22 protein-coding genes are annotated in these 24,122 nt (G+C 63.9%); 18 read left to right on the top strand and 4 right to left on the bottom strand.

From position 1 onward, the window contains the following. Nucleotides 1-44: 44 nt before the first annotated feature. The 12 genes from xylB (at nt 45) to recO (ending at nt 11,576) form a co-directional block, all read left to right on the top strand. Entirely contained in the window at nt 45-1,523 is a 1,479-nt protein-coding gene (gene xylB / locus HMPREF1316_RS10500; RefSeq protein WP_021726973.1) for a xylulokinase, read from the top strand. Beyond that, a complete protein-coding gene (locus HMPREF1316_RS10495) occupies nt 1,520-2,614 on the top strand; it encodes an aldose 1-epimerase family protein (RefSeq protein ID WP_051333001.1) in 1,095 nt (364 codons plus the stop codon). The genes xylB and HMPREF1316_RS10495 overlap by 4 nt, the downstream gene beginning before the upstream one ends. Continuing rightward, nucleotides 2,601-3,290: a D-lyxose/D-mannose family sugar isomerase gene (locus HMPREF1316_RS10490; protein ID WP_021727030.1), complete on the top strand. Its 690-nt coding sequence runs from the start codon at nt 2,601-2,603 to the stop codon at nt 3,288-3,290. The genes HMPREF1316_RS10495 and HMPREF1316_RS10490 overlap by 14 nt, the downstream gene beginning before the upstream one ends. Nucleotides 3,291-3,421: 131 nt before the next feature. Beyond that, a complete protein-coding gene (locus tag HMPREF1316_RS10485) occupies nt 3,422-4,264 on the top strand; it encodes a MurR/RpiR family transcriptional regulator (RefSeq protein ID WP_021727003.1) in 843 nt (280 codons plus the stop codon). 116 nt (nt 4,265-4,380) lie between these two features. Beyond that, the gene (locus HMPREF1316_RS10480) at nt 4,381-5,484 is read left to right on the top strand and encodes a DnaJ domain-containing protein (RefSeq protein ID WP_021727000.1); all 1,104 of its coding nucleotides are present in this window, start codon (nt 4,381-4,383) and stop codon (nt 5,482-5,484) included. Nucleotides 5,485-5,547: 63 nt separating this feature from the next. Beyond that, nucleotides 5,548-6,723 (top strand): molecular chaperone DnaJ, encoded by a 1,176-nt coding sequence (gene dnaJ, locus HMPREF1316_RS10475; RefSeq protein WP_040652281.1) that lies wholly within the window; start codon nt 5,548-5,550, stop codon nt 6,721-6,723. Beyond that, nucleotides 6,720-7,961, top strand: a complete 1,242-nt coding sequence (locus HMPREF1316_RS10470) for a MiaB/RimO family radical SAM methylthiotransferase (RefSeq protein ID WP_021726971.1) — start codon at nt 6,720-6,722, stop codon at nt 7,959-7,961. The genes dnaJ and HMPREF1316_RS10470 overlap by 4 nt, the downstream gene beginning before the upstream one ends. A 41-nt stretch (nt 7,962-8,002) precedes the next feature. Then, nucleotides 8,003-8,983, top strand: coding sequence for a PhoH family protein (locus HMPREF1316_RS10465; protein WP_021727008.1), 981 nt, complete (start codon nt 8,003-8,005; stop codon nt 8,981-8,983). Next, nucleotides 8,973-9,482 carry an rRNA maturation RNase YbeY gene (gene ybeY, locus HMPREF1316_RS10460; RefSeq protein ID WP_021726976.1) on the top strand — a complete coding sequence of 170 codons (510 nt, stop codon included), beginning with the start codon at nt 8,973-8,975 and terminating at the stop codon, nt 9,480-9,482. The genes HMPREF1316_RS10465 and ybeY overlap by 11 nt, the downstream gene beginning before the upstream one ends. Further along, nucleotides 9,479-9,856 (top strand): diacylglycerol kinase family protein, encoded by a 378-nt coding sequence (locus HMPREF1316_RS10455; protein ID WP_021726955.1) that lies wholly within the window; start codon nt 9,479-9,481, stop codon nt 9,854-9,856. Before ybeY ends, HMPREF1316_RS10455 begins: the two co-directional genes overlap by 4 nt. A gap of 32 nt (nt 9,857-9,888) precedes the next feature. Continuing rightward, entirely contained in the window at nt 9,889-10,815 is a 927-nt protein-coding gene (gene era, locus HMPREF1316_RS10450; RefSeq protein WP_021726959.1) for a GTPase Era, read from the top strand. Nucleotides 10,816-10,823: 8 nt separating this feature from the next. Next, nucleotides 10,824-11,576, top strand: a complete 753-nt coding sequence (gene recO, locus HMPREF1316_RS10445; protein WP_021726949.1) for a DNA repair protein RecO — start codon at nt 10,824-10,826, stop codon at nt 11,574-11,576. 172 nt (nt 11,577-11,748) lie between these two features. Here the strand turns inward: recO and HMPREF1316_RS10440 are convergent, their stop codons facing one another. Beyond that, complete coding sequence (locus tag HMPREF1316_RS10440; protein WP_021727004.1) at nt 11,749-12,570, bottom strand: Cof-type HAD-IIB family hydrolase; 822 nt, start codon at nt 12,568-12,570, stop codon at nt 11,749-11,751. 111 nt (nt 12,571-12,681) lie between these two features. Continuing rightward, the gene (locus HMPREF1316_RS10435) at nt 12,682-13,557 is read right to left on the bottom strand and encodes a SurA N-terminal domain-containing protein (RefSeq protein ID WP_021726958.1); all 876 of its coding nucleotides are present in this window, start codon (nt 13,555-13,557) and stop codon (nt 12,682-12,684) included. Nucleotides 13,558-14,069: 512 nt separating this feature from the next. Here HMPREF1316_RS10435 and rpsO point away from each other — a divergent pair. Next, a complete protein-coding gene (rpsO, locus tag HMPREF1316_RS10430; RefSeq protein ID WP_021727015.1) occupies nt 14,070-14,348 on the top strand; it encodes a 30S ribosomal protein S15 in 279 nt (92 codons plus the stop codon). A 95-nt stretch (nt 14,349-14,443) separates the two neighbouring features. Further along, the gene (locus HMPREF1316_RS10425) at nt 14,444-16,663 is read left to right on the top strand and encodes a polyribonucleotide nucleotidyltransferase (RefSeq protein ID WP_021727022.1); all 2,220 of its coding nucleotides are present in this window, start codon (nt 14,444-14,446) and stop codon (nt 16,661-16,663) included. 120 nt (nt 16,664-16,783) lie between these two features. Here HMPREF1316_RS10425 and HMPREF1316_RS14915 read toward each other — a convergent pair whose 3' ends face one another. Both HMPREF1316_RS14915 and HMPREF1316_RS10420 read right to left on the bottom strand, forming a co-directional pair. Further along, a complete protein-coding gene (locus HMPREF1316_RS14915; protein WP_021726992.1) occupies nt 16,784-16,909 on the bottom strand; it encodes a hypothetical protein in 126 nt (41 codons plus the stop codon). Between the two features lie 50 nt (nt 16,910-16,959). Then, nucleotides 16,960-17,529 (bottom strand): cysteine hydrolase family protein, encoded by a 570-nt coding sequence (locus tag HMPREF1316_RS10420; protein ID WP_021726961.1) that lies wholly within the window; start codon nt 17,527-17,529, stop codon nt 16,960-16,962. 210 nt (nt 17,530-17,739) lie between these two features. On the opposite strand from HMPREF1316_RS10420, the gene HMPREF1316_RS13385 reads away from it, so the two are divergent. From HMPREF1316_RS13385 to HMPREF1316_RS10405, 4 genes are all read left to right on the top strand, one after another. Continuing rightward, entirely contained in the window at nt 17,740-18,303 is a 564-nt protein-coding gene (locus HMPREF1316_RS13385; RefSeq protein ID WP_021727031.1) for an oxidoreductase, read from the top strand. Beyond that, nucleotides 18,251-19,705 carry an FAD-dependent oxidoreductase gene (locus HMPREF1316_RS10415; protein WP_051333000.1) on the top strand — a complete coding sequence of 485 codons (1,455 nt, stop codon included), beginning with the start codon at nt 18,251-18,253 and terminating at the stop codon, nt 19,703-19,705. The genes HMPREF1316_RS13385 and HMPREF1316_RS10415 overlap by 53 nt, the downstream gene beginning before the upstream one ends. Nucleotides 19,706-19,921: 216 nt before the next feature. After that, a complete protein-coding gene (locus HMPREF1316_RS10410; RefSeq protein ID WP_021726953.1) occupies nt 19,922-21,583 on the top strand; it encodes a ribonuclease J in 1,662 nt (553 codons plus the stop codon). 6 nt (nt 21,584-21,589) lie between these two features. Further along, nucleotides 21,590-24,118 (top strand): FtsK/SpoIIIE family DNA translocase, encoded by a 2,529-nt coding sequence (locus HMPREF1316_RS10405; RefSeq protein WP_040652278.1) that lies wholly within the window; start codon nt 21,590-21,592, stop codon nt 24,116-24,118. The last annotated feature ends 4 nt before the right edge of the window (nt 24,119-24,122 follow it).

Below are 24,122 nucleotides of genomic sequence, written 5' to 3'. Positions count from 1 at the left end.
CGGGGGTGCCAGCTTGGGCACCTCCCGGAGAGGAACGTGCGAGCATGCAGGTACTTGGTATAGATCTGGGCACCTCGTCCGTCAAGGTCATTCTTGCTGACGAACGGGGGAAGGTGTTGGCGACCGCCACGCGAGCGTACCCCTGCGAACATCCCCGCAGTGGTTGGTCTGAGCAGAATCCCGAGGATTGGTACAGGGAGTCTCTCATGGGGGTCAAAGAGTGCCTTGCGTCGGCCAAGGCTGACCCAAGCTCCGTGCGCGCCATGAGCTTCTGCGGACAGATGCATGGTCTCGTTGTCCTTGATGAGGATGACACGGTGGTTCGTCCTGCGATTCTCTGGAACGACGGACGCAGCACACAGGAGTGCATCTACCTCAACGAGCACGTGGGAAGGGAGCGACTGCTCTCCTGGTGTGCCAACATCGCCTTCCCGGGCTTTACGGCTCCTAAGGTCCTTTGGTTGCGCAGAAACGAGGCGAACAACTTCGCACGCATGGCGAAGCTGATGCTTCCCAAGGACTATCTGGCATACAAGCTCACGGGAGCCTTCTGCACGGACGTCTCGGATGCAAGCGGTACCCTCCTCTTTGACGTGAGGCACAGACGTTGGCAGCCGGAGATGCTTGAGAGGTGCGGCATTGACGTTAGCGCACTCCCGCAGGTCCATGAGAGCTACGAAGCGGTGGGGACGCTTCGTCCCGATGTGGCCTCGGTGCTCGGGTTGCGTCCTGAAACGCTTGTGGTGGCCGGTGGGGGAGACAACGCCGTCGCCGCCGTGGGATGTGGTGTCGTGCACGAGGGCCAGTGCCTCCTTTCCATCGGAACGAGCGGAACAGTCATCACCCCCTCCAAGAGGTTTCGCTGTGAGCCACATGCGGCCCTGCACTCATTTGCCGATGCCACGGGTGGCTATTACCTCATGGGATGCATTCTGAGCGCAGCATCTGCCTATACCTGGTGGAATGACGTCCTAGGTAATAGCGTTTCCAAGAACCTAGAGAGGGTACGCCTAGGAGACAACCCTGTCATGTTCCTGCCCTATCTGATGGGAGAACGTTCGCCCATCAACGATGCCGAGGCCCGAGGTGCCTTCCTGGGCATGAGCCTTGACACGCATGCCGACCAGATGACGCAGGCGGTGATGGAGGGCGTTGCGTTTGCGCTGAGGGATAGTTTCGAGCGCACGCTGTCGACGGAGATGGACGTCTCGGAGGTATCCCTCTGTGGTGGCGGCTCTCGTAATGCCCTCTGGGTACGCATCGTCGCAAGTGTCTTGGGACGCGAGGTCTTCGTCTTGGACGGCGAAAGGGGACCGGGCTTAGGCTCCTGCATCTTGGGACTTGTTGCTGCAGGGGCATACGAAAGCGTCAGCGAGGCCTGTGCCTCACTGCCCCAGGAAGGTCACAGGATTACGCCGGATGAGAGTGCGATTCCACGCTATGAGGAAGCCTACGAATCCTATCGGCATCTATACCCCTCACTGCGGGACTTTTTCCATGAGCGGAAGATGATGCTGTCATGAGGGCGACGGTCAGGGGGCGGACATATGTGGGTGCTGACGTCCGCCGATATTTCGGTGATCCGTCGCAGCTCTGTGGCGTGCGGCGCTTCGTTCTCGAAGAGGGCCGCTCCCAGGGGAGTCATATTCTGCAGGTGAACAATGGGGCAGGTCTCATACTGGAGGTCAACTCCAGCCGCGGGATGGATTTGGGTAGGCTTGCCCTACATGGCGTGCCCATCTCTTACCAATCATACAACCAGGAAGTTGCCCCTGACTACTACGAGGCATACGAGGATGGCTGGCTCAGGAGTTACGGTGGCGGCCTGCTCGTCACCGGTGGGCTTACGTCGACCGGTAGCCCCGAGCGGGATGGTGGGGAGATCCTTCCCCTGCATGGCAGGATTTCAAACATCCCCGCGACGGCAGTCTCTTACGGGATGACCGAACATGACGGTCGGGAATGCATATTCGTTTCTGGTGACGTCAGAGAGTCCAAGGCGCTGAGATGCAACCTCGTGCTACATCGAAAGATTTTCATTGATGTGGGGCGTAACGAGATTAAGGTGGACGACACGGTGGAGAACGAGGGGTTCGAAGAGTCTGAGCTCATGATTCTCTACCATTTCAACTTCGGGCATCCACTATTGGATGCTGGCGCACGATTTGTCGGGCGTTCCTGTTCAGTGGAACCACGTGACCGTGATGCGGCCGCATGCCTAGAGCCCTACTGGTGTTACCTCGCCCCCACGCCTCATTACAAGGACATCGTCTACTATCATCAGCTCGCTGACCAAAGGGGCATCTGCACGGCAGGCATTGCGAACGAGGGTATAGGCCTTGCGGTTGGCATTCGGTTCCTCCGCAACGAACTGGACTGTCTGACGCAATGGAAGTTTCTCGGAGAGGGTAACTACGTGGCGGGGATCGAACCGGGGAATGCCTTTGTGAGCGGAAGAAGCGCGGAACGTACGGCAGGGCGTATGAAGACGATTGGGCCGCAGGAGCGCAGACACTTTGGTGTGAGGCTGCGTATCTATGACGATCCTGACGAGGTGCGTCAGTTCATTAGCGACACTGTACAAGTAGAGGAGAGATCACATGAGGCGCTCTGAGATCAATACGGCCATCGAATACGTGATGAGGGCGTGTAGGGATGAGTTCAGGCTGCCGCTTCCGCCCTTTGCATACCTGACGCCGGATGAGTGGAAGGGGATTGGCGAGGATCATCGGGAGATAGTCGACAACATGCTCGGATGGGATGTTACCGACTTTGGTGGAGACTTCAAGAAGACGGGATTGACCTCCTTTGTCTTCAGGAATGGCAATGTTCATAAGCCTGAGGTCTACCAAAAGCCCTACTGCGAGAAGCTTCTCTATGTCATGGACTCCCAGATTCTCCCGTATCATTACCATTGGAACAAAATGGAAGACATTATCAACCGAGGGGGTGGTCGTCTGTCACTCACGCTCTATCAGGCAGCGGATGACGATGGCTTTTCAAATGAGGATGTCACCATAGATGTGGACGGACGGAACGTGACGGTACCGGCAGGCGGTAGTATCGTGCTCAGCCCCGGTGAGAGCATCACGTTGCGTCCCCATCAGTATCACACCTGGCAGGCGATTCCTGGAGAGGGTGATGTCATGGCCTTTGAGGTCTCCAAGTGTAACGATGACTTCACCGATAACAACTTCATTGACGTAGGAGACCGTATCCCCGGCGTTGAGGAGGACGAACCAGCTCGCCACCTCGTCTATGCCGACTACAAGCATTATGTTACGTTTTAACCACAAAGGCGCACTGTCTCCCAACGTGCCGTAAGGGCACGTTGGGAGACACACCCAGGAATAACGGAGCATGTCACGAGAGATATCAGCTACTGTTAACGATAGTTGGCGACAGCGAGGGGTATGTTCACATGAACAAGCAAACCAGCGTTATCGATACTCTTCGTGGCTCCTACCCAAAGCTGCATGACGCAGAGCGTAAAGTTGCCAAGTATGTCATGGCCAATCCCGAGTCAGTGCTTGAGATGAGTACATCCACCCTTGCAAAGGCAAGTGGGGTCAGCGATGCAACGATTGTAAGGATGTGCCAGCACGCGGGTTTTAAGGGATATTACCAGATGCGTCTTGCCATGTCCCGCGACATCGGCTATAGAGGTACCACCGAGACGGACAACATCGATGAGGATCCCATCGGTCACGTCATCAACACGGATATTGCCCGCCTTAAGACCCTGGAGAACGAAGGCAACAAAGAAGCCATTGCAAAGGCCGCCAAGATGCTTTGCAAGGCGGACATAGTTGTCGTTACCGGTGCCGGAAACACTGCCGCCATTGCGCAGGACGTATCCTTTCGGCTCAATCGCTTTGGGATTCGGTCGTTCTCTTCGGCAGTCCCCGAAAACACCATGAACTACGTCGCCAATTCGGGCCCTGGCGACGTGCTCGTTGCCATTTCGAAGTCGGGATCATCAACGATAACCTTGCAAATCGTCAAGTTTGCGAAACGACACAAGCTCAAGGTGATTGCAATGACCGGCGACCTCGAGTCTACGATTGGCAAGGCAGCACACTGCGCGATAGACTCTGGGTCAAGCGATGGCATTCTAACGAAGATACAGCATGGCCTTGAGAGCCACTTAGGTGAACTACTCATGGCTGACGCCATCCTGTACGCCATCAATATGGAGCTGGGAGTGACAAAGGAGAAGAAGGGGGAGGAGACAGAACTCGAAATTGCCTCTTGGAAGGAGTAGACCATCCCCACGTCCACTTTCCTCCTTCTGTTTGCTTTGCGCCATGTGAATCAACCTCCCGTGATGGGGGATAATCAAGAGGTTGTCCAGCCTTTACAGCTTTGGGAGACCCCTCTATGGCGTCCATGAACGAGAAGGACTACTACGCGATCCTTGGCGTTGACAAGAGTGCATCCAAGGATGACATCCGCCGCGCCTTCCAGCAGAAGGCACGCAAGCTCCATCCGGACGTCAACAAGGCACCGGATGCCGAGGAGCGCTTCAAGGAGGTCTCCGAAGCCTACGCCGTCCTGTCCGATGACGACAAGCGCCGCCGCTATGATGCCATGCGTTCCGGTGCTTCCTTTGGCTATGGGGCCGGTGCGCCACCTCAGGACCCACGAACCTATGGGGGCGATGTGTGGGGATCGCCCTTTGGCTGGGGCTTCCCCTTCGATGGCTTTGGAGGCCGGGCAGGTCGGACGGTCCGCTCACGCTCCTACAACCCCAAGGCCGGTGCCGATGTCATCTACGAGGTGGAGCTCGACCAGGAGGCGGCACGGGAGGGCTGTACGCGTGGCGTCACCTACCAGCGCTATGTGAGCTGCGATGCCTGTGCGGGTCAGGGCTCCGTGCACCGCGAGCATGCCGAGACCTGCCCCACCTGCGGAGGCACGGGCCACATGTCCGTGGACCTCACGGGACTCTTCGGCATCGGCATGTTCGAGATGGAATGCCCCGAGTGCGAGGGCACGGGCAAGGTGGTCATCGATCCCTGCCCGACCTGCGGGGGCAGCGGTCGCGTGCTCTCTGCGAGCGAGGTGGTGGTCACGATTCCCGCCCACGCGCACGATGGCGACGAGGTGCGCGTGTCGGGCATGGGCAATGCGGGCACCAACGGCAGCGAGGCGGGCGACTTCGTGTGCCGCGTGAGCGTGGCGGGGGAGCGCGTGACACCCCGACAGCAGTTTGGCTTCTCCACGCTGGGGTTCGCACTGCCCTTCATCCTACTGGGCCTCATCTTCAATGACCTTGCGTCCATGGCTGGCATCATCGTGGTGCTGCTGCTCTTGGGAAGCTGGTTTGCCTTCCGCGAGGGGGTCAGGCACCCTAAGAGATGGTGGCAGCAGGGCTCGCGTGCCATGGCCGGAGGTGCAACCAACGCGATCTTCTTTGCGCTGCTGTTTGAGTGGATGCAGGGGTGCGTCTCCATGGGCTATTCCGGTTACACCGGCAGATAAGGTGAGCCATGGTGGCGCGTGGCAGTGGATGTACGTTGACGTTTGCTTGGGAGATTGGTGAGATTGGCAGCATCTGAGACTGACTACTACGACATCTTGGGCGTCGACCGTTCGGCTGACGCCAAGACGATAAAGCGCGCCTTCTTGAGAAAGGCGCGCCAGCTGCATCCCGACGTGAGTGACGACCCTCATGCCGAGGAGAAGTTCAAGCAGGTCAACGAGGCATATGCCGTCCTGTCCGACGAGCGCAAGCGTGCCAACTACGATCGATATGGCACCGCCGAGGGCCCCGGCGGCTTTGGGGCCGACTATGTGGACATGTCAGACATCTTTGGTGGCGGCTTTGGCATCAATGACATCTTTGACTCATTCTTTGGGGGCCGGGGTGGCTCCTCGGGGCAGCGCAACGGGCGCACGCAGGGCCGCAACATGGGCATCACGCTGCACATCACCCTCGAGGAGGCGGCGGCGGGCTGCACCAAGACCATCTCCTACGAGCGCCTTGCCCCCTGTGACGACTGCGGTGGCACGGGCGCTGCCGAGGGCGGCCACCAGGCCACCTGCAAGCGCTGCGGCGGCACCGGTCGCGTGGTCGAGGTCCAGCGCACCATCTTTGGGCAGATGCAGTCACAGAGCGTGTGTCCCGACTGCGGTGGCACCGGCCAGGTGATCGACAAGCCCTGCGAGACCTGCGACGGCCAAGGTCGCACGCCCTCGCGCGAGACCGTGGAGGTCAAGGTGCCCGCAGGCGTGCATGCGGGACAATCGCTCTCGCTTACGGGCAGGGGCGAGGCGGGCGTACGGGGTGCCACGTCCGGTGACCTCGTGGTCTCCATTGACGTCGAGCAGCATGCCACGTTCGAGCGTCAGGGCGATGACCTCTTCTGCAGGGTGACGGTCGATTCCCTCGAAGCCGTCGTGGGAACCACCGTGAGCGTTTGCGGCATTCTGGCGGACGAGGTCGTGGGGGTCGCCATTCCGGGAGGCACGCAGTACGGGGAACAGATTCGCGTGGAGGGGCGCGGGATGCCCCGTCTGGGTTCCAATGCCCGTGGCAACCTGTTCTGCATCGTGCAGGTGAGCACGCCCCAGGACCTTACGCACGAGGAGCGCGACGCCATCGCGCGGATGGTGGACGTCCGCAGGGGCAGGAGTGCGGGTGGGGCGTCGGGTCCTGACGCCCGGGCGGGCGAGCGGCGTGGCAACCGGGCGTGGCGCCGCGGGAGGAAGCGTTCGTGAGCGGCGGTTCCGTCGCCTTCGTCAACCTAGGCTGTCGCGTCAACCGCGTGGAGCTCGACGACATCGCGGCGCGGCTCGAGGCCGCTGGGCTTGTCCCCACCGCACCCGCGGCCGCGGACGCCATCGTGGTCAACAGCTGTGCCGTGACGGGTGAGGCCGAGGCAAAGACGCGCAAGACGGTGCGTCGCATGGCGACGCTCGCACAGGCGCCCGAGGTCATCGTCACAGGCTGCGTTGCCAGCCTCTTTGCGTCGGAGCTCTCGGGCCTTGCCCCCAACGTGACCGTCGAGGCGGACAAGTCGTTGGTGGCAGGGCGCGTCATCTCGCTGGTGGGCCAAGGGGGTGGCGTACCGTCTGCCTGCGAGGGCGTGACGCCCACGGGGCGCACGAGACCCGCGATCAAGATCCAGGACGGTTGTGACAACCGCTGTAGCTACTGCATCGTATGGAAGGCACGGGGCAGAGGCCGTTCGCTCCCGGCGGTCGAGGTGCTGAGCCGTCTGGACGAGACCTGCGGGCGAGGGGCGCGGGAGGTCGTGCTCACGGGCATCAACATCGGCCGCTATCGGGACGGTGGGCTCGACCTTGCGGGGCTTCTCGACCTCGTCATGGCGCGTTCGGACGTGGGGCGCGTGCGCATCGGCTCCATCGAGCCGCCCGACGTGACGGAGCGGCTGGTGGACGCCATGGCACGTCACGGCGGGCGCGTGGCCCCCTTCCTGCACGTGTGCCTGCAGTCGGGATCGGATGCCACGCTCAGGCGCATGTGCCGGGCCTACGATACGGCGGCGTATCGCCAGGTCGTGGCATACGCACGCGATCGGCTGCCCAAGCTCTCGCTGGGGACGGACCTCATCGTGGGCTTTCCTGGCGAGACCGAGGGCGAGTTCGAGGAGAGCCTGGCCTTCTGCGAGGAGATGGCCTTCTCGCGCATGCACGTGTTCCGCTACTCCAGGCGTCCCGGCACACCCGCCGCCACGGCGCCCAGGCAGGTCGACCCCCGGGAGATGGCACGACGGAGCCGTCGCATGCGGGAGCTGGCCCGTCGCATGCGCCGGTCGGAGGCCGAGCGCATGGTGGGATCCGAGCAGCTGGTCCTTGTGGAGCGCGCGGGCCGCGGTGTGACGGGCGGCCTCTTTGACCTGCACCTTGATCCCTCGGTACCCGTGGGATCCCTCGTGCGGGCGTGCGTCCGCTCCGTCTTGGATGACGCGAGCCTGCTCGGCAGGCTATCATGAGGGGCACAGACGCTCGTGCGAGAAGGGACCACACGGAATCTATGCAGCCTACCCATGTGAGACTCACCATACCGGATTCCGTTGACCCCCTGATGCTCATGGGGCCGAGCGACGCGCTGCTCAGGCGCATCGAGGGCGCCTTCGATGCCATCATCACCGTACGAGGGGACCAGATTCTCGTGATGGGCGCCTCCGCCGAGGTCGAGCAGGTCACGAGCGTGTTCTCGCGTCTCATCCATCTCGTCGAGCGGGGAGACGTGCCCACGGCCGAGGATGTTGACCTCATCATCGGTCAGGTGGGGTGTGGTGCCCAGGAGGCGAGCGAGAGCGCCTCGAGCATTCTGCTCACATATCGCGGCCGTGCGGTGCGCCCCAAGACGGCAGGGCAGCAGCGCTACGTGGACTCCATCGCCGCCAACACCATCACGTTCGGCATGGGGCCCGCAGGCACCGGCAAGACCTACCTCGCCATGGCCATGGCGGTGGCGGCGCTCAAGCGCCACGAGGTGAGTCGTATCGTGCTCACGCGCCCCGTCGTGGAGGCGGGGGAGTCGCTTGGATACCTGCCGGGCACGCTGCAGGAGAAGCTCGACCCATACGTGCGTCCCCTCTACGACGCCCTCTTCGACCTCACCGACGTCGAGCGCGGCAATGCCCTCATCGAGCAGGGGACCATCGAGATCGCGCCTCTCGCCTTCATGCGCGGACGCACGCTGAACGACGCCTTCGTGATCCTGGACGAGGCGCAGAACACCACGCCCGAGCAGATGAAGATGTTCCTCACGCGCCTGGGGTTCTCGTCCACGTTCGTGGTGACGGGTGACCGATCCCAGCGCGACCTCCTGGGCAGGGGTGGCCTCGAGAGCGCCCGGAGCGTGCTGAACGGTCTGGAGGGCATCGAGTTCGTAGACCTCGATGTGGGTGACATCGTGCGTCACAGCCTGGTGGCGCGCATCGTGGATGCCTATGACCAGGCGGGGATCGCATCACAGGGGACGGGAGGTGCCTTCCATGACGAGTGAGGTCGACGTCTCGTGTGACGAGGGGGTGTCGGCCCCCATCGACCTTCGCGAGCTGGAGGCGGATGTCGCCCTCGTGTTCGCCGAGGAGGAGGTCACTCGGCCCTGTTCCGTCTCGGTGAGCGTGGTCACGGACGGGCGCATGCGCGCCCTCAACCGCGCGTGGCGCGGCCAGGACAGGCCGACCGACGTGCTCTCGCTCGGGTGCGAGCGACCCGATGATCCCGACCTCGCCCCCGGTGAGCCCTGCGAACTGGGAGACGTCGTGTTGGCACCCGCCTACATCGAGCGTCAGGCGCGGGAGTTCGGCACCACGTATGCGGATGAGTTCCGCCTGCTGCTCGTACATGGCCTGCTGCATCTTCTGGGGTATGACCATCTCGACGATGCGGAGGCCGCGATCATGGAGGCTCGCGAGGATGCGCTAGTGGTCAGGATCGCCACGGACGCGCCCATCGACCCCGTGACGCTCACGCGGCATCGGGAGGGTGAGGATCGATGATCCCCGGCAAGAACCCGCACCACCCCTCGTTCCGCAGGAGCTTTCTCTTCGCCTTTCAGGGCTTCAGGAGCGCAGCGCTGCAGGAGCGCAACTTCAAGGTGATGCTGGCCGGTGGGGCGCTTGCCATCGCGATGGGCTTCGTGTGCCAGCTCGACCTCGTGAGCTGGGCCATCATCCTCATCTGCATAGCCGTCGTGCTGGCCAGCGAGCTTCTGAACACCGCCATCGAGACCGTGGTGGACCTCGTGAGCCCCGAGTTCCATCCGCTCGCGGGCCGCGCAAAGGACGTCGCGGCGGCAGCGACCTGGGTGACCACACTGCTCGTGGCCCTTGCGGGCATCTGCGTGTACGTGAACGCGCTGTTCTTCCGCTGACCCCTCCCCAGTTTCCCAAGGTAAGGATGCCCATGGACACGGACACAAGCGCCCCCAAGACTCAAGAGTTCCACAGCGGTTTCGTCGCATTGGTGGGGCGGCCCAACGTGGGCAAGTCCACGCTGCTCAATGCCTGCTACGGCGGCAAGATCGCCATCACGGGCCCCGTGGCTCAGACCACGCGCCGCCGCATGAGGGCCGTCGTGAACACACCGGACTCCCAGCTCGTGATCGTGGACACGCCGGGGCTGCACAAGCCCAAGGACACCCTGGGCAAGGAGCTCAACAGGGCAGCGATCGCCGAGCTCGCGGAGGTGGACATAGCGAGCCTCCTGATCGATGCCACCAAACCGGTGGGCAGGGGAGACGAGTGGGTGGCCCGCCACGTGCAGGAGTCCAAGGCTCCCTACAAACTGCTCGTCATCACCAAGGCTGACCTGGTCGAACCCGAAAAGGCTCAGGCTCAGCTCGAGGCAGGTCGAGGGTTGACCCCCTTCGATGACGCGCTCGTGCTCTCGGCCAAGGAGGGCTTCAACGTCCGCTCGTTCGTGAGCCTCGTGTCAGCGCATCTGCCCGTGGGACCGCGATGGTTCCCCGAGGACATGGACGTGGACATGACCGACGAGGAGCTCGTGGCCGAGTTCGTGCGCGAGAAGGTCCTTCTCAACATGAGACAGGAGGTGCCCCACTCCGTGGGCGTGCTCTGCAATGACATCGCGTGGGCCCACGACGGGCACGCCTCTGTCACCTGCACCATCGTGGTTGAGCGCGAGGGGCAGAAGGCCATGGTCATCGGCAGGAAGGGCACCGTGATCAAGCGCATCGGCAGTGCGGCGCGCGTGGATGTCGAGCGACTGCTGGGAGCCAGGGTCTTCCTCGACCTGACGGTGCACGTGCGTCCGCAGTGGCGACGCGACCAGAACGAGATCCGTCACATGGGCCTCACGGTGGAGGAGTAGGCCAAGCTATGGCGGGTCGGCGTACATACCGTACGAGCGCCATCGTACTCGACCGCACGAAGCTCGCGGAGCAGGACCTCATCCTCACGCTGCTCGCGGCGTCGGGAGCCGAGGTGCGCGCCGTTGCCAAGGGTGCCCGCAAGCCGGGTGGACGCCTCGCCTCGCGTGTGGAGCTCTTCTCGGAGACGGACTTCCTGCTGGCCAAGGGCAGGGGGGCGCTGGACATCGTCTCCGAGGCGTCGCTCGTCGATGCACACCAGCGTATACGCGGAGACTTCGCGCGCTTGAGCGCCGCAAGCGCCATCGCCGAGGTCGCCCGCCTCACGTGCTTTCAGGACAGCAAGGACGGCTTTTTGTATCCCATCTGCTCACGCGCACTGGCGGCCGTCGAGCAGGCCGCGGACCAGGAGCATCTCGACCTGGTCGTCGCGACCTACGCCTTCAAGGTGCTGGCCCATGCAGGGTGGCGCCCCGCGCTCGACTCGTGCGTGGCCTGTGGGGATGCGGATGTCTCGTACTTCTCCGTGCGCGCGGGCGGCGTGCTGTGCGCGAGCTGCGCCAAGGACGTGCCGGGTGCCGAGGAGATGGGCCCGGCGCGACGCGACTGGCTCTGCTCCCTCATCGGGCTCACCTTCGACGCGCTCCTGGCATCGGGGATCGACCTCGAGACCTCGACGGAGCTGGTCTCGCTCGCGCACCGGTGGGCCGCCACGCATCTCGACGCGCGCCTGCGCGCCTTCGAGTTCCTGCTCAGCGTCTAGGCTGCCCCTTCCTGAGTCGTATGCAATCTCTCCTCCCGGCTGATGGAGTCGTATGCACTGTTGGGCCGCCATCCGCGATAAACTGTAGAGTCAATAACACAGCTACCTGTGGTTATGTTGAGAGGAATGCGCAGGCCCCTCCCAAAGAATGCGAACGACTCGGACGGATGGCCTAGAAGAGCCACTCGATGGCCTCGACGATGCCGTTGTGGTCGTTGTCCGCAACGACCAGGTCACAGACGGCCTGCACGCGCTCGTTCGCGTTGCCCATGGCAACGGCCGTCCCCGCCACCTCGAGTGCGTCGAGGTCGTTGTCATCATCGCCGATGGCCACCACGTCGGCACGGTCGATGCCCAACAGCCCGCACAGACGCATGAGGCCGAGGGCCTTGTCGACGCCGCGGGCGGTGCACTCCACCGAGGTGGTCTCCGCACGCTTGAGCGCAAGGGACGTGTCCGCCGAGAGCTGGGCGAGCGTTCTCTCGCGGGCCGCGGGGCTGGGGTGGTAGATGTCTATCTTGATGACGGCGTTGGGATGGTCGGCGACGTAGGCCGTAAGGTCGTCCGAGCAATCCCACTGCCGGCGGAACATGGGCTTGTAGACGCCCACGGCATAGTCCTCGCAGTGCTCGATGAAGCCCGTCTGCGTGACGGAGCGGGTGGTGGTGCTCAGGTGCACCATGGCACCCTCGCGCCCGCCGGCCCCGATGCAGGCCAAGGCCTCTGCATCGGGGATGGGCGTGCTCGCGAGGGGCCTGCCGGCGCGCAGGTCATATACGAGACCGCCACTACAGAGCGAGCCAAGCGAAGCCCAGGGGAGCCGCCCCGCGAAGTCGTTGAGCTCCGCCGGCCCGCGACCGGTGGAGAGCGCGATGGTGACGCCCGTGGCACAGAGGGCCGCCAGGGCCTCGGACGTCTGGGCCGCTATCTGCTTCGTGCTCGTGAGCAGCGTTCCATCCATGTCGAGCGCGAGGAGCTTGGGCCTGTGTGGCATCGGGGAGTCCTTCCTGTCGGCAGCGGACGGGGCGTCGGGTCCCCTGATTATCCACCTTTCTACCTATGCCAAGACATTTTCAAAGAGGGGAAACAGCGAGAAGAGCTGGGCCTACGACACGAGGGTACCGATGTGGACGTCTGCAGCTCCAAACACGCTGTTCACATAGTCCGTCCAAGTCTTGCTCGCCGCTTGTGTTGCCTGCTGATACTTCTGGACGGCGACCGCGTACGCAGCCTGTGCCGCGGCGTAGGACGCCGAGTCGTTGGTCACCTCATAACCGGCCAGTGCCAGTGCGTAGGGACTGTCGGGATCCCTCCACGTGCCTGCCTCGGCATCCCATTCGTCCCCGGCAAGGTCGATGATGTAGCGGGCATAGTCTACCGACGTCATATCCGGGTTGCCATCACTCGGCTGGTCGGGCGCTGTCGGCACATCACCTATCGGACCGTTGGTCACCTTGTCCTTGAGCTTTAATAGCGTCGCAGCATGAGTGACCTGCTCCTTGGCTTCATCGACCTCTATGCCATAGCGCTGGGCGATGTCATCAAAGTCATCAGTGCCGCTATACTGACGCGCGTAGGCACTCACCTCCTCATCGGAAACCGTGATGCCTTGGTTTTTGGCCTCCTCCAGGAGAGCGTTGGTGCGCACTATGCTGAGCACCGTGTCGGCTGTGGGCATGGTGTAGGTGCCGTCATCGTTCTTTGCCGCCTCAAGGGAGGAGCCATACATGATGACCTCTCGGGCACTGATCACGTGCACCACGCCATTATATGTGTAGCTTGCCACGGGGTAGTCGAGCTGGTCTTCCGTGAGCGTGGTTCCCGTGAGGAGCGTGGGTTGCTGCGAGGCGATCACGGCATCCTCATCGGCGCGGATCTCCTGCTCGGGCCTGAGCGTGATGGCGCCGCTGAGCGAGAGGGCGACCACGATGGCGGCGCAGGCGGCTGCCACGACGACGCCTGTCACGACGGCAGAAAACATGTGACCATGAGGCGTCTGCTGCGGGGGGAGCGGCTCTGCAGGCGTCGTATACGTCGGCGGCACAGGCACACCGGGCATCTGTGGCATGGCAGGCGGCCGGACCGAGGGCTGCCCGGCTGGAGGTGCGACAGGCGACGACGAGGTTCCCGACGCATCCTGGGACACTTGCTGGCCCAGCCGTGTCCCACACGTCGTGCACACGGCCGATTCGTCGGGTTGTTCGGTTCCGCAGGTAGGACAGCGCATGGATATCATCCCTTCAGATGGACGTCTTTGGGGTACTCCATGCCTACGATACCGCCTCATGGGGCGCCGTGCGCAGCTCGTAACACGGACGTCGCCTGGCACGCAATGTGTGCAAGCTGCGGGTTTGCATGCATGCCGCCCATCCCGTGTGACTTCGCATGACAGGCATGGTACTCTATCCAAGTCTGTACCTCCCACTTGGTGGCCCGCCCATGCCAGGCGGCCGTCCCAGTCCGAGGCGAATCATACGAAAGAGAGGATCCACCATGGCAGTCACCAAGGAGCGCAAGGCCGAGCTCATCAAGCAGTACGGCAAGGACGAGAGGGACTCCGGTTCCGCCGCCGTCCAGGTCGCCCTGCTTTCCGAGCGCATCAAGGGCCTCACCGAGCACATGAAGTCCCACAAGAAGGACTACCACACCCGCCGCGGCCTGCTCATGCTCGTCGGCCAGCGCCGTCGCCTGCTCTCCTACATCAAGAGGCAGGACGTCGAGGCCTATCGTTCGCTCATCAAGAGCCTGGGCATCCGCGACAACATCCAGTAGCATCACATATGGCTATGTGAGGGGCGCCTGCGGGCGCTCCTCTTTCATGACGGCCCGCCTGCAATGGGGCAGGCGGAGATAGCAGAGGAAAAGAAATGGCAAAGGTTACGCACGAGTTCGACCTCTATGGCAAGCACTATGCCCTCACCACAGGCGAGCTCGCAAAGCAGGCTACCGGAGAGTGCCTGGTGTCCTGCGGCGACTCTACGGTCAACGTGACCGTGGTGGTCTCCAAGGAGCGCAAGAACTACGACTTCTTCCCGCTCACCGTTGACTTCATCGAGAAGATGTACGCCGTGGGCCGCATCCCCGGCGGCTACCTCAAGCGCGAGGCCCGTCCCTCCGAGAAGGCCACCCTCACGGCCCGCATGATCGATCGCCCCATCCGCCCGTCCTTCCCGGAGGGCTTTCGCAACGAGGTCCAGATCGTGGCCATGCCACTCGTGGCCGATCAGGTGAACTCCGTCGACACCATCTCCATCATGGGCGCCTCCGCGGCGCTCACGGTGGGTGGCGTGCCCTTCGAGGGTCCGCTGGCCGGCGTGCGCATCGGTCGCAACGTCGAGACCGGCGAGTTCGTCGTGAACCCCACCTATGAGGAGCGCGATGCGTCCGACCTCGACCTCGAGCTCGCGGGCTCAGCCACCTTCATCTCCATGCTCGAGGCGGGCGCCCAGGAGATCTCCGAGGAGGACATGCTGGCCGCCATGGCCTTTGGCCAGGAGGCCATCGCGGCCTTCTGCAAGGAGGAGAAGAGGTTCTTTGCCAAGGTAGAGGAGGTGGGCGGCCCCATCGTCCAGCGGCACTACGAGCTTGACCAGCCCGTGCCCGAGGTGCATGAGCGCGTATGGGCGCACTTCGAGGAGATGAGCGCCGCCCTCAAGAACGCAGACAAGCTCTCCCGCATGGGCAGGGTCGAGGACCTGAAGGAGGCCATCCGGGCCGAGTTCTCCGAGGAGGAGCAGGTCGAGTGGGGCCGCGCCATCCCCGTGGAGCTCAAGAGCCTCGAGAAGCACGCCATGCGCACGATGGTCGTGGAGACCGGCGAGCGCGTGGACGGACGCTCCGCCACCGAGGTGCGCCCGCTCATGGTGAAGCCCAACTACCTGCCGCTCGTGCATGGCTCCGGCCTCTTCCAGCGTGGTCAGACCCAGGTGCTCTCCGTGGCCACCCTCGGCATGCTCAACGAGTGGCAGCGTCTTGACACCATCGAGCCGGTCGACGGCAAGCGCTACATCCACCACTACAACTTCCCGCCGTTCTGCACCGGCGAGACGGGTCGCATGGGCAGCCCCAAGCGCCGCGAGATCGGTCACGGCAACCTGGCCGAACGGGCACTGCTGCCCGTGATCCCCTCCGAGGACGAGTTTCCCTACACCATCCGCGTGGTCTCCGAGGTCATGGAGTCCAACGGCTCCTCCTCGATGGCATCCACCTGCGGCTCGACGCTCGCCCTCATGGACGCGGGCGTGCCGCTCAGGCGCCCCGTCTCCGGTGTGGCCATGGGCCTCATCCAAGAGGAGGGCAAGACGGTGGTCCTCACCGACATCCAGGGCCTCGAGGACTTCCTGGGTGACATGGACTTCAAGGTGTGCGGCACCACCAAGGGCATCACGGCCATGCAGATGGACAACAAGGCCACCGGCCTCACGCCCGAGATCCTGAGGCAGGCACTCCAACAGGCGCACGAGGGCCGCATGCTCATCCTCGACGCCATGCTCGACGAGATTCCCGCGCCGCGCACGTCCACCAAGGAGACGGCGCCCTCCATCATCAGCCTCTCCATCCCCACGGACAAGATCCGCGACGTCATCGGCTCCGGCGGCAAGGTCATCCGTGGCATCCAGGACGACACGGGCGCCACGATCGACATCCAGGAGGACGGCACCGTCTTCATCGCCGGCACCGGTGGCGCGGGTACGGAGGCCGCCGAGCGCATCAAGGCCATCGTCAAGGTGCCCGAGATGGGCGAGGAGTACACTGGTCGCGTGGTCAACATCCAGCCCTTCGGTGCCTTCGTCGAGCTACTGCCGGGCAAGGACGGCCTGCTGCACATCTCCCGCGTCGCCAAGGGTCGCGTGGAGAAGGTCGAGAACGTCCTCAACATCGGTGACGAGGTCAAGGTCAAGGTCATCGAGGTGGACGAGAAGGGCAAGGTGAGCCTGGATCGTCTCGACAAGCCCGAGGCTCCCGCCGGTCCCGGCGCGTCCCACGAGCACAACGGTACGCGCCACGCGCGTGGGCATCGTCATCCGGGCGACAGGGGCACGGGCAACGGCTCCGGCCGCCAGCCCCGTCGTCACCACGAGGGATAGGCCTCGGTGTCGCAGCCAGTTCTGCCTCAGTGCAAATACCAGAGGTGAAAAGCAGGGCCGCCCACCATGTGGGTGGTCCTGTGTGTGCACCACATACCGTATGTTGCCGCAGAAGATCTCTTACGTATGAGGCGTGCGTAGGTACTTCACCAGCGCGATGCACCCCAGCATCATCAGTGCCAGCCCCAAAAGCTCCTTCACATAGGCCATTGCTTGGATGAACACCACATAGGGATCAAAGGCCATGATCGCTCCTCGTCTAGTGGACGCCATACATCCGGGACATTACCGTCCGCTCACGCCTGTGCGAGCGCTGTCACCAGCTCCTCGGTCGTCGTGATGGTGGATCCAAAGCACCGCCGGCAGTGCTCGATGCCCGCCTCCTGCGTGCCGCACAGGAAGGTGCGCGTGGCATCCTCCACCACGATGGTCCCATAGCCCAGGAAGTAGGCATCCGCCAGGGTGTGCAGCACACAGATGTTGGTGTCCTCGCCAACGGCTATGAGCGTGTCCACGCCCAGCTCGCGCAGGGTGAGGTCGAGGTCCGTCTGGAAGAACCCCGAGTAGCGGCGCTTGGGGATGATGAAGTCCCTCTCGCCCGACCCCGCCCGCAGTGCCGGGTTGGGGATGGCCAGGCCCTTGATGCCATGGTCTCCCCACAGGTCAAGCTCACGGTCGAGTCCGGGGATGTGCTGATCGCAGCAGAAGATGACGGGCAACCCCATCGCGCGCGCGGCGTCCACGACCCTCACGGATGCCCCCACGAGCCCCTGCTCGGCGGGGTCTTGGGTATAGAGCGTGTCCTCGCCCTTGGTGACCAGGACGTCTATGACGAGGAGAGCGGTCCGTGCCTTGTCCAGCCTCATGGGTGGCCTCCTTGCGCAGGGCATCGGGGTTCGGATGAGACCATCCTACCGCTCGCCGCCTCTGCTGTCACAAGCCGAAAGCAGCTGCTCACAAACGGCGTGTCCGCCGCCCGGGACGTACGTCCATCCGCCGCTTTCCCGTTGTCCCCCTACCCCTCGAGAGCCTATCTTGGGCGCAGGGGAAAATAGAGTGCATGGAGAGGGGATGGCATGTTCGATAGGCTGTTCGAGCCGGTGACCATCAACGGGATGGTGGTGCCCAACCGCGTGGTCTTCGAGCCCATGGGCAACTACTATGCGGAGCTGGACGGCAACGCCAGCGCGCGCGAGGCGGCCTTCTATGCCCGCCGTGGCCAAGGTGGCTGCGGCCTCGTGCTCACGGAGATCTGCTCCGTGATGGATGGGGCGGGGCGTGGTGACGCCCGCAACCTCCTTTTGGACGCGGATGACAAGATCCCCAGCTTCAAGGCCATGGTGGATGTGGTTCACGGAACGGGCGCCAAGTTTGGCCTGGAGATCTACCATCCCGGCTGCCAGGGCACGCCTGCCCTCGCTCCCGACGGTATCCTGGTGAGCCCCTCGGGCCAGGAGTCGAAGCTCACGCATGCGCTCACACGCGCCCTCACGCACGACGAGGTGCTCGAGGTCATCGATGCCTTCATCGCCGCAGGCGTCCGCGCCCAGAAGGCCGGCTTCGATGCCGTGGAGCTGCACTGCGCCCATGGCTACCTGCTCTGCCAGTTCCTCTCGCCCCTACACGAACCACCGCGATGACGAGTTCGGGGGCTCTCCCGAAGGCCGTGCGGAGATCGTGCGGCGCATCATCCGGGGCATCCGCGAGCGGACGAGTCCCGACTTCCCCATACTGGTACGCCTCACGGCTGACGAGTACCTGCGCATGGTGGGCATCGACGACGGCATCACCCTGCCACTCGCCGTGGAGTACTGCAGGCTGTTCGAGGTCTGGGGTGCCGATGCCCTCGACATCTCCGCGGGCAACTACGAGACCATGAATTGGGCGTGGGAGCCCGTCGGCTTTGACGAGGGCTGGAAGTCCGTCAGCGGCAGGACCATCGCGGCCGCGGTCGGCATCCCCGTCATCGCCTGTTCGGTGGTGCGCCATCCCGAGACGGCCATGGACCTCATCGAGGGGGGCGTGGCCCTGGTGGGATCCGCCCGCCAGTTCTTTGCGGACCCCGACTGGTCGAACAAGGTGCGCGCTGGCAGGGCGGACGAGATCCGCCCCTGCATCAGCTGCATGCGCTGCATCGAGAGCCTCATGGCCGCGCACGAGGACCCCTACACGCCCATGGTCTGCTCCGTGAACCCCGAGGCCGGGCGCGAGTGCGACCTTGCCCCCATCGAGCGGGATGGGGACGGCAGTCCCGTGGCGGTGGTGGGCTCCGGCCCCGCAGGGCTCGTCGCGGCGATCGTGCTGGCGCAACGGGGCTACAGGCCGGTCGTCTTCGAGAGGGACTCCCAGGTCGGGGGCCAGCTCGTGCTGGCCGAGCACCCGCCCAAGAAGTGGCGCCTCGGCTGGCTCGTCCGGTACTACCAGTCCCAGCTTGCCAGGTGGGACGTGGAGGTTCGCACCAGCACGGCGTTCGACGAGGCCGCACTCGCAGAGCTGGCGCCCCGGGCCGTCGTGTGGGCGGCAGGCTCCGAGCCCATCAGGCCCGCGTCCATCGAGGGGCTCGATGACCCCCGCGTCCTCACGCCACCGGAGGCCATCATGGCAGACCCCGCCATCTCGGGCGAGCGCGTCTGCGTGGTGGGGTCCGGCATGACGGGCATCGAATGCGCCGAGATGCTCGCTGCCCAGGGCAATCACGTGGAGCTCTACGAGATGCTCGACGAGATCGGCCCGGACCTCTTCTTCCAGAACAGGATCGACATCATGGGGCGGCTGGGCCAGACGGACGCCAGGATGTTCACGGACACCCGGCTGACGTCCGTCTCGGACGGGTCCGCGGCGTTCGAGAGGGCGGACGGGACGACTCTGACGGCCACCTTCGACCACCTGGTGCTCTCGCTGGGCACGGAGCCGATGCCCGTCCCGTCATGGTTGCGCGAGAGCGGCATCGCCATCGCCGAGGCGGGGGATGCCACGGGTGTGGGGAGGATTCAGGAGGCGACGCGCACGGGCTACGATGTGGCGCGGGCGCTCCTGGGGTAGCCTCTCACGCTGGCATGAGACGGGCGAGGGGCCTCGCCGTGTGCGAGGCCCCTCTTGGAGACATTGCATAAGACCATGGCAGAGCTTTGTGACCAGCGGCACCAAGGCTACAATGGACTGGATTAAGGGAACCAGAAACGGCATCGGCACCCTTGAGGGCCGAACAAGTGGATAGCATGGCGGCTTTATCGCACTCAGAAAGGAACCACGGCTCACATGGCAAAAGGCAACACTCCCCTGAGGATCATTCCTCTGGGCGGACTCGACGGCATCGGCAAGAACATGACGGCCTTCGAGTACGGGAACGACATGATCCTCATCGACGCGGGACTCATGTTCCCCGATGATGACCAACCGGGCATCGACCTCGTCCTGCCTGACTACACCTACGTCCTCGAGAACGAGCAGAAGCTGAGGGGCATCCTCATCACCCACGGTCACGAGGACCACATCGGCGCCCTTCCGTACCTGCTCGCGGACCTCACGCGCAAGGTGCCCGTCTACTCCAGCAAGCTCACGCTGGGCTTCATCGAGAACAAGCTCTCCGAGTTCAGGATCAATGCGCCCAGGTTCCGTGAGGTGCAGAACGGCACCCATCTCAATCTGGGCTCCTTCAGCATCGACTTCTTCTCGATGACGCACTCCATCCCGGCGGCGCTTGGCATCTACATGCGCACGCCCGCAGGGTCCGTCATGCATACGGGCGACTTCAAGCTCGACCAGACGCCCATCGATGGCGTGACGCCCAACTATCAGGCCATCTCGCGCTTCTCCACCATGGGCATCGACCTTCTGCTCTCTGACTCCACCAACGCCACGCGTCCGGGCTTCACGCCCTCCGAGGCCGCCGTGGGCCCATCGCTCAGGCACATCATCAAGAACGCCACGGGGCGCGTGTTCGTGGCCTCGTTCTCGAGTCACATCCACCGACTCCAGCAGGTGTGCGATGCCGCCTGCGCGGTGGGTCGCAAGGTGGTCGTCACGGGCCGCTCCATGGTCAACAACACCAAGGTCGCACGCGACCTGGGCTATCTCAAGATCTCCCAGGATGACATCATCGACGCCTTCGACGTGCAGGACATTCCCGACAACAAGATCGTGGTGCTCTGCACGGGCAGCCAGGGTGAGCCCATGAGCGCCCTTGCGCGCATGGCCACCGGCGACCATCGCTCGCTCACCATCACGTCCTCTGACACGGTCATCATCTCCGCCACGCCCGTTCCCGGCAATGAGAAGAGCGTCCAGAACATCATCAACGCCCTTTCCAAGATTGGCTGTACGGTGTTCGACAAGTCGAGCACGCTGGTGCATGTCTCAGGTCATGGCAGCCAGGAGGAGCTCAAGCTCATGCTGGCTATGACGCGCCCACACTACTTCATGCCGGTGCACGGCGAGGCCGTGCACCTGCGTGCCCACGCCACGCTGGGCGAGCAGATGGGCATCCCGCGCGGCCGCATCTTCATCGCGGACAATGGCGATGCGCTCGAGATGCGTGGCGGCACGGTCAAGTGGGGCGATCCGGTGGAGTCCGGCGTCGTGTACGTGGACGGCCTCTCCGTCACCGACGGCGACCCCGTGGTCTTCCGCGACCGTCAGAAGCTAGCGAGCGACGGCATCGTCACCTGCGTTGCCACGGTCTCCAGTCGCGGTGGCAAGGTCGTCGATGTGGAGCTTGCCATGAGGGGCGTCTCGTTTTCCTCGGACGGGCTTGCCGAGGATGCCCAGGATCTCGTGAGGCGCACCGTCTCCCAGAGCTCCCAGAAGGGCGGCGCAAACACAGACACCCTGCGCAAGAACGTGCGCAATTCCCTCACCAACTTCCTGTGGAGCAAGACCCACACCCGTCCCATGGTCATACCGGTCGTCATGGAGGTCTAGCGACGCATGGCCGCACAACGCAGAACAAACGCAGCACAACAGGGAAAGCCAAGGAGGCAGGCTTCGCCGGAGCCCACTCCCATCAGGGGGACGGTGGTGGGCGACCTCGTTGGCGTGGGGCTCATAGTCGCCTCCATAGCCATGATCGTGTCCGTCGTCGCCCCCTCGAGCGCGGTGGTCACACGGGCCATGGGTCAGTTCCTCGAACTCTGCTTTGGCGTGGGGGCCATCCTCTGTCCCATCGCCCTCATCGTCGTTGCGGCGACGTTCTTCGTGGATGATGACGGCCCCATCTCGGGCAGGATCGCCCTTGGGCTCGTGCTTATAGTCCTTGCCATCCTGGGCATCCTTTCCATCAACATGTCCCTTGCCGATGCCCATCCGGATGCGGTGCTGGTGCCGGAGACCGTCGTCGCGCGCGGCGGGTATGTGGGCGGTGCCATCGCATGGGGCCTGCTGGTCTCCGTCGGCCGCATCGTGGGCAACGTCATCCTGGTGGGCGTGGTCGTCGCCGGCATCGTGGTATGTGGCTTCTCCGTCTCCGATATGGTCACGCACCTGCGTGATGCCCTGCGCACCGTGCGCGACGCCCACGAGGACACCCGGGCGCGACGGGAGGGGTTACGCTCGATGACGGCATCCGAGCCCGCTGGTGTCGATGCCGCTGAGGTACCCTTTGAGGGGGATGGGGCCACGGCTCAGAAGACGTCCTTCCTAGGCAACCGCACGACGACCGTGCTGAGGCGCAATCGCGACGCGGCTGCCACGGCGGATGGTATGGACGAGCAGGCCGCGCCCACGCACCTGCTGAAGCGCAGGCGTCATCCCGACCTTGACGTGGACGTCGCGGAGCCGGCAGCGTCCGAGACGGCCCAGGCCCCTGCGACCGAGGCGGAGCCCCATGCCAACGTGCCCGACTTCCTGCAGGACGCAGTGGTCGGCAAGACGAGGCGTCGTCGTGGCACCAAGCGCACGACAGGTCCCAGCACAGGCATGTCCGCAGCCTGCGAGACGAAGGTCGCGCGGGCGCAGACTGTGCCCCGCCCCGGCGACGAGACGGACGGCTATGGGCTCCCGTCCTTCTCCATGCTCTCGTCCAACCCCAACAGCGCGGCAAGTGCCAGCTCGCGCGAGGAGCTTGACACCACCAGGATGCGCCTGCAGGGCACGCTCGAGGAGTTTGGCCTCAGGAGCCGTGTGGTGGACTACGTCTCGGGGCCACTCGTGACCACCTTTCGCATCGAGATGGGGGAGGGGGAGCGGGTCAACAAGATCCGCAACCTCGAGGATGACATCGCGCTCACCCTGGCCGCCGAGAAGGTGCGCATCTTCGCACCCATCCCCGGAACCTCCTACGTGGGCATCGAGATCCCCAACAGGACGCGCCAGAACGTGCACCTAGGCGACGTTCTGCCCTATGCCAAGGGAGGTCCCCTTGAGGTGGCCATCGGCCGTGACTCTGCGGGCAAGCCCGTCATCGCGGACATCTCCAAGATGCCGCACATGCTCGTGGCCGGTACGACCGGATCGGGCAAGTCGGTCATGATCAACTCCATGATCATGTCTCTGCTCATGCGCACCACGCCCAAGCAGGTGCGCCTCATCATGATAGACCCCAAGCGCGTGGAGTTCTCGGCCTATAACGGCCTGCCCCACCTGTATGTGCCTGTGGTCACCGAGCCACGCCAGGCGGCGAGCGCCCTAGCGTGGGCGGTCTCAGAGATGGAACGCCGGCTCAAGGTGTTCGCCAAGGTGGGCGCACGCGAGATCAAGAGCTACAACAGGATGTGCGTCTCGGGCAAGCTCGCCGAGATGGACAACCCACCCGAGCCCATGCCCTTCCTCGTGGTCATCATCGACGAGCTCTCCGACCTCATGATGGTTGCGGGCAAGGACGTGGAGGCCTCTATCGTGCGCATCGCGCAGCTGGCACGCGCCGCCGGCATCCATCTGGTCATCGCCACGCAACGCCCCTCGGCCAACGTGGTCACGGGCCTCATCAAGTCCAACATCGACAGCAGGGTGGCCCTCAAGGTGTCCTCGGGCATCGACTCGCGCGTCATCCTGGACGAGACCGGAGCCGAGCGACTCCTGGGCAACGGTGACATGCTCTTCAAGGACCGCGGACTCTCGCCCAAGCGCGTACTGGGTTGCTACACCTCCGACAGTGAGATCAACAGCGTGGTGGACTTCATCCGCGGTCAGGCGGAGCCGGACTACCATGAGGAGATCCTCACCCAGGTGGTCCCTGGTCAGCCGGGCGCAGGCGACGCCCCTGGCGGCGACTTCGAGGAGACGGACGACCCTCTCGTGTGGGAGGCCGCGCAGATCGTAGTGGAGTCTCAGTTGGGGTCGACTTCGGGACTTCAGCGCAGGCTCAAGGTGGGTTATGCTCGCGCGGGTCGTATCATGGACATGCTCGAGAGCAAGGGCGTCGTCGGGCCACCCGATGGCTCCAAGCCACGTGAGGTGCTCCTCGACAAGGAGGGGCTTGAGGACCTGAGGGCACAAGAGGCAACGTATCAGGAGGTGTAGTCCT

Origin of the sequence: Olsenella profusa F0195 (genome assembly GCF_000468755.1) — a bacterium.
Classification (GTDB): Bacteria; Actinomycetota; Coriobacteriia; order Coriobacteriales; family Atopobiaceae; genus Olsenella_F; species Olsenella_F profusa.
The sequence above is the reverse complement of the archived record's forward strand: the minus strand, read 5'-3'. Positions and strand labels throughout refer to the sequence as shown.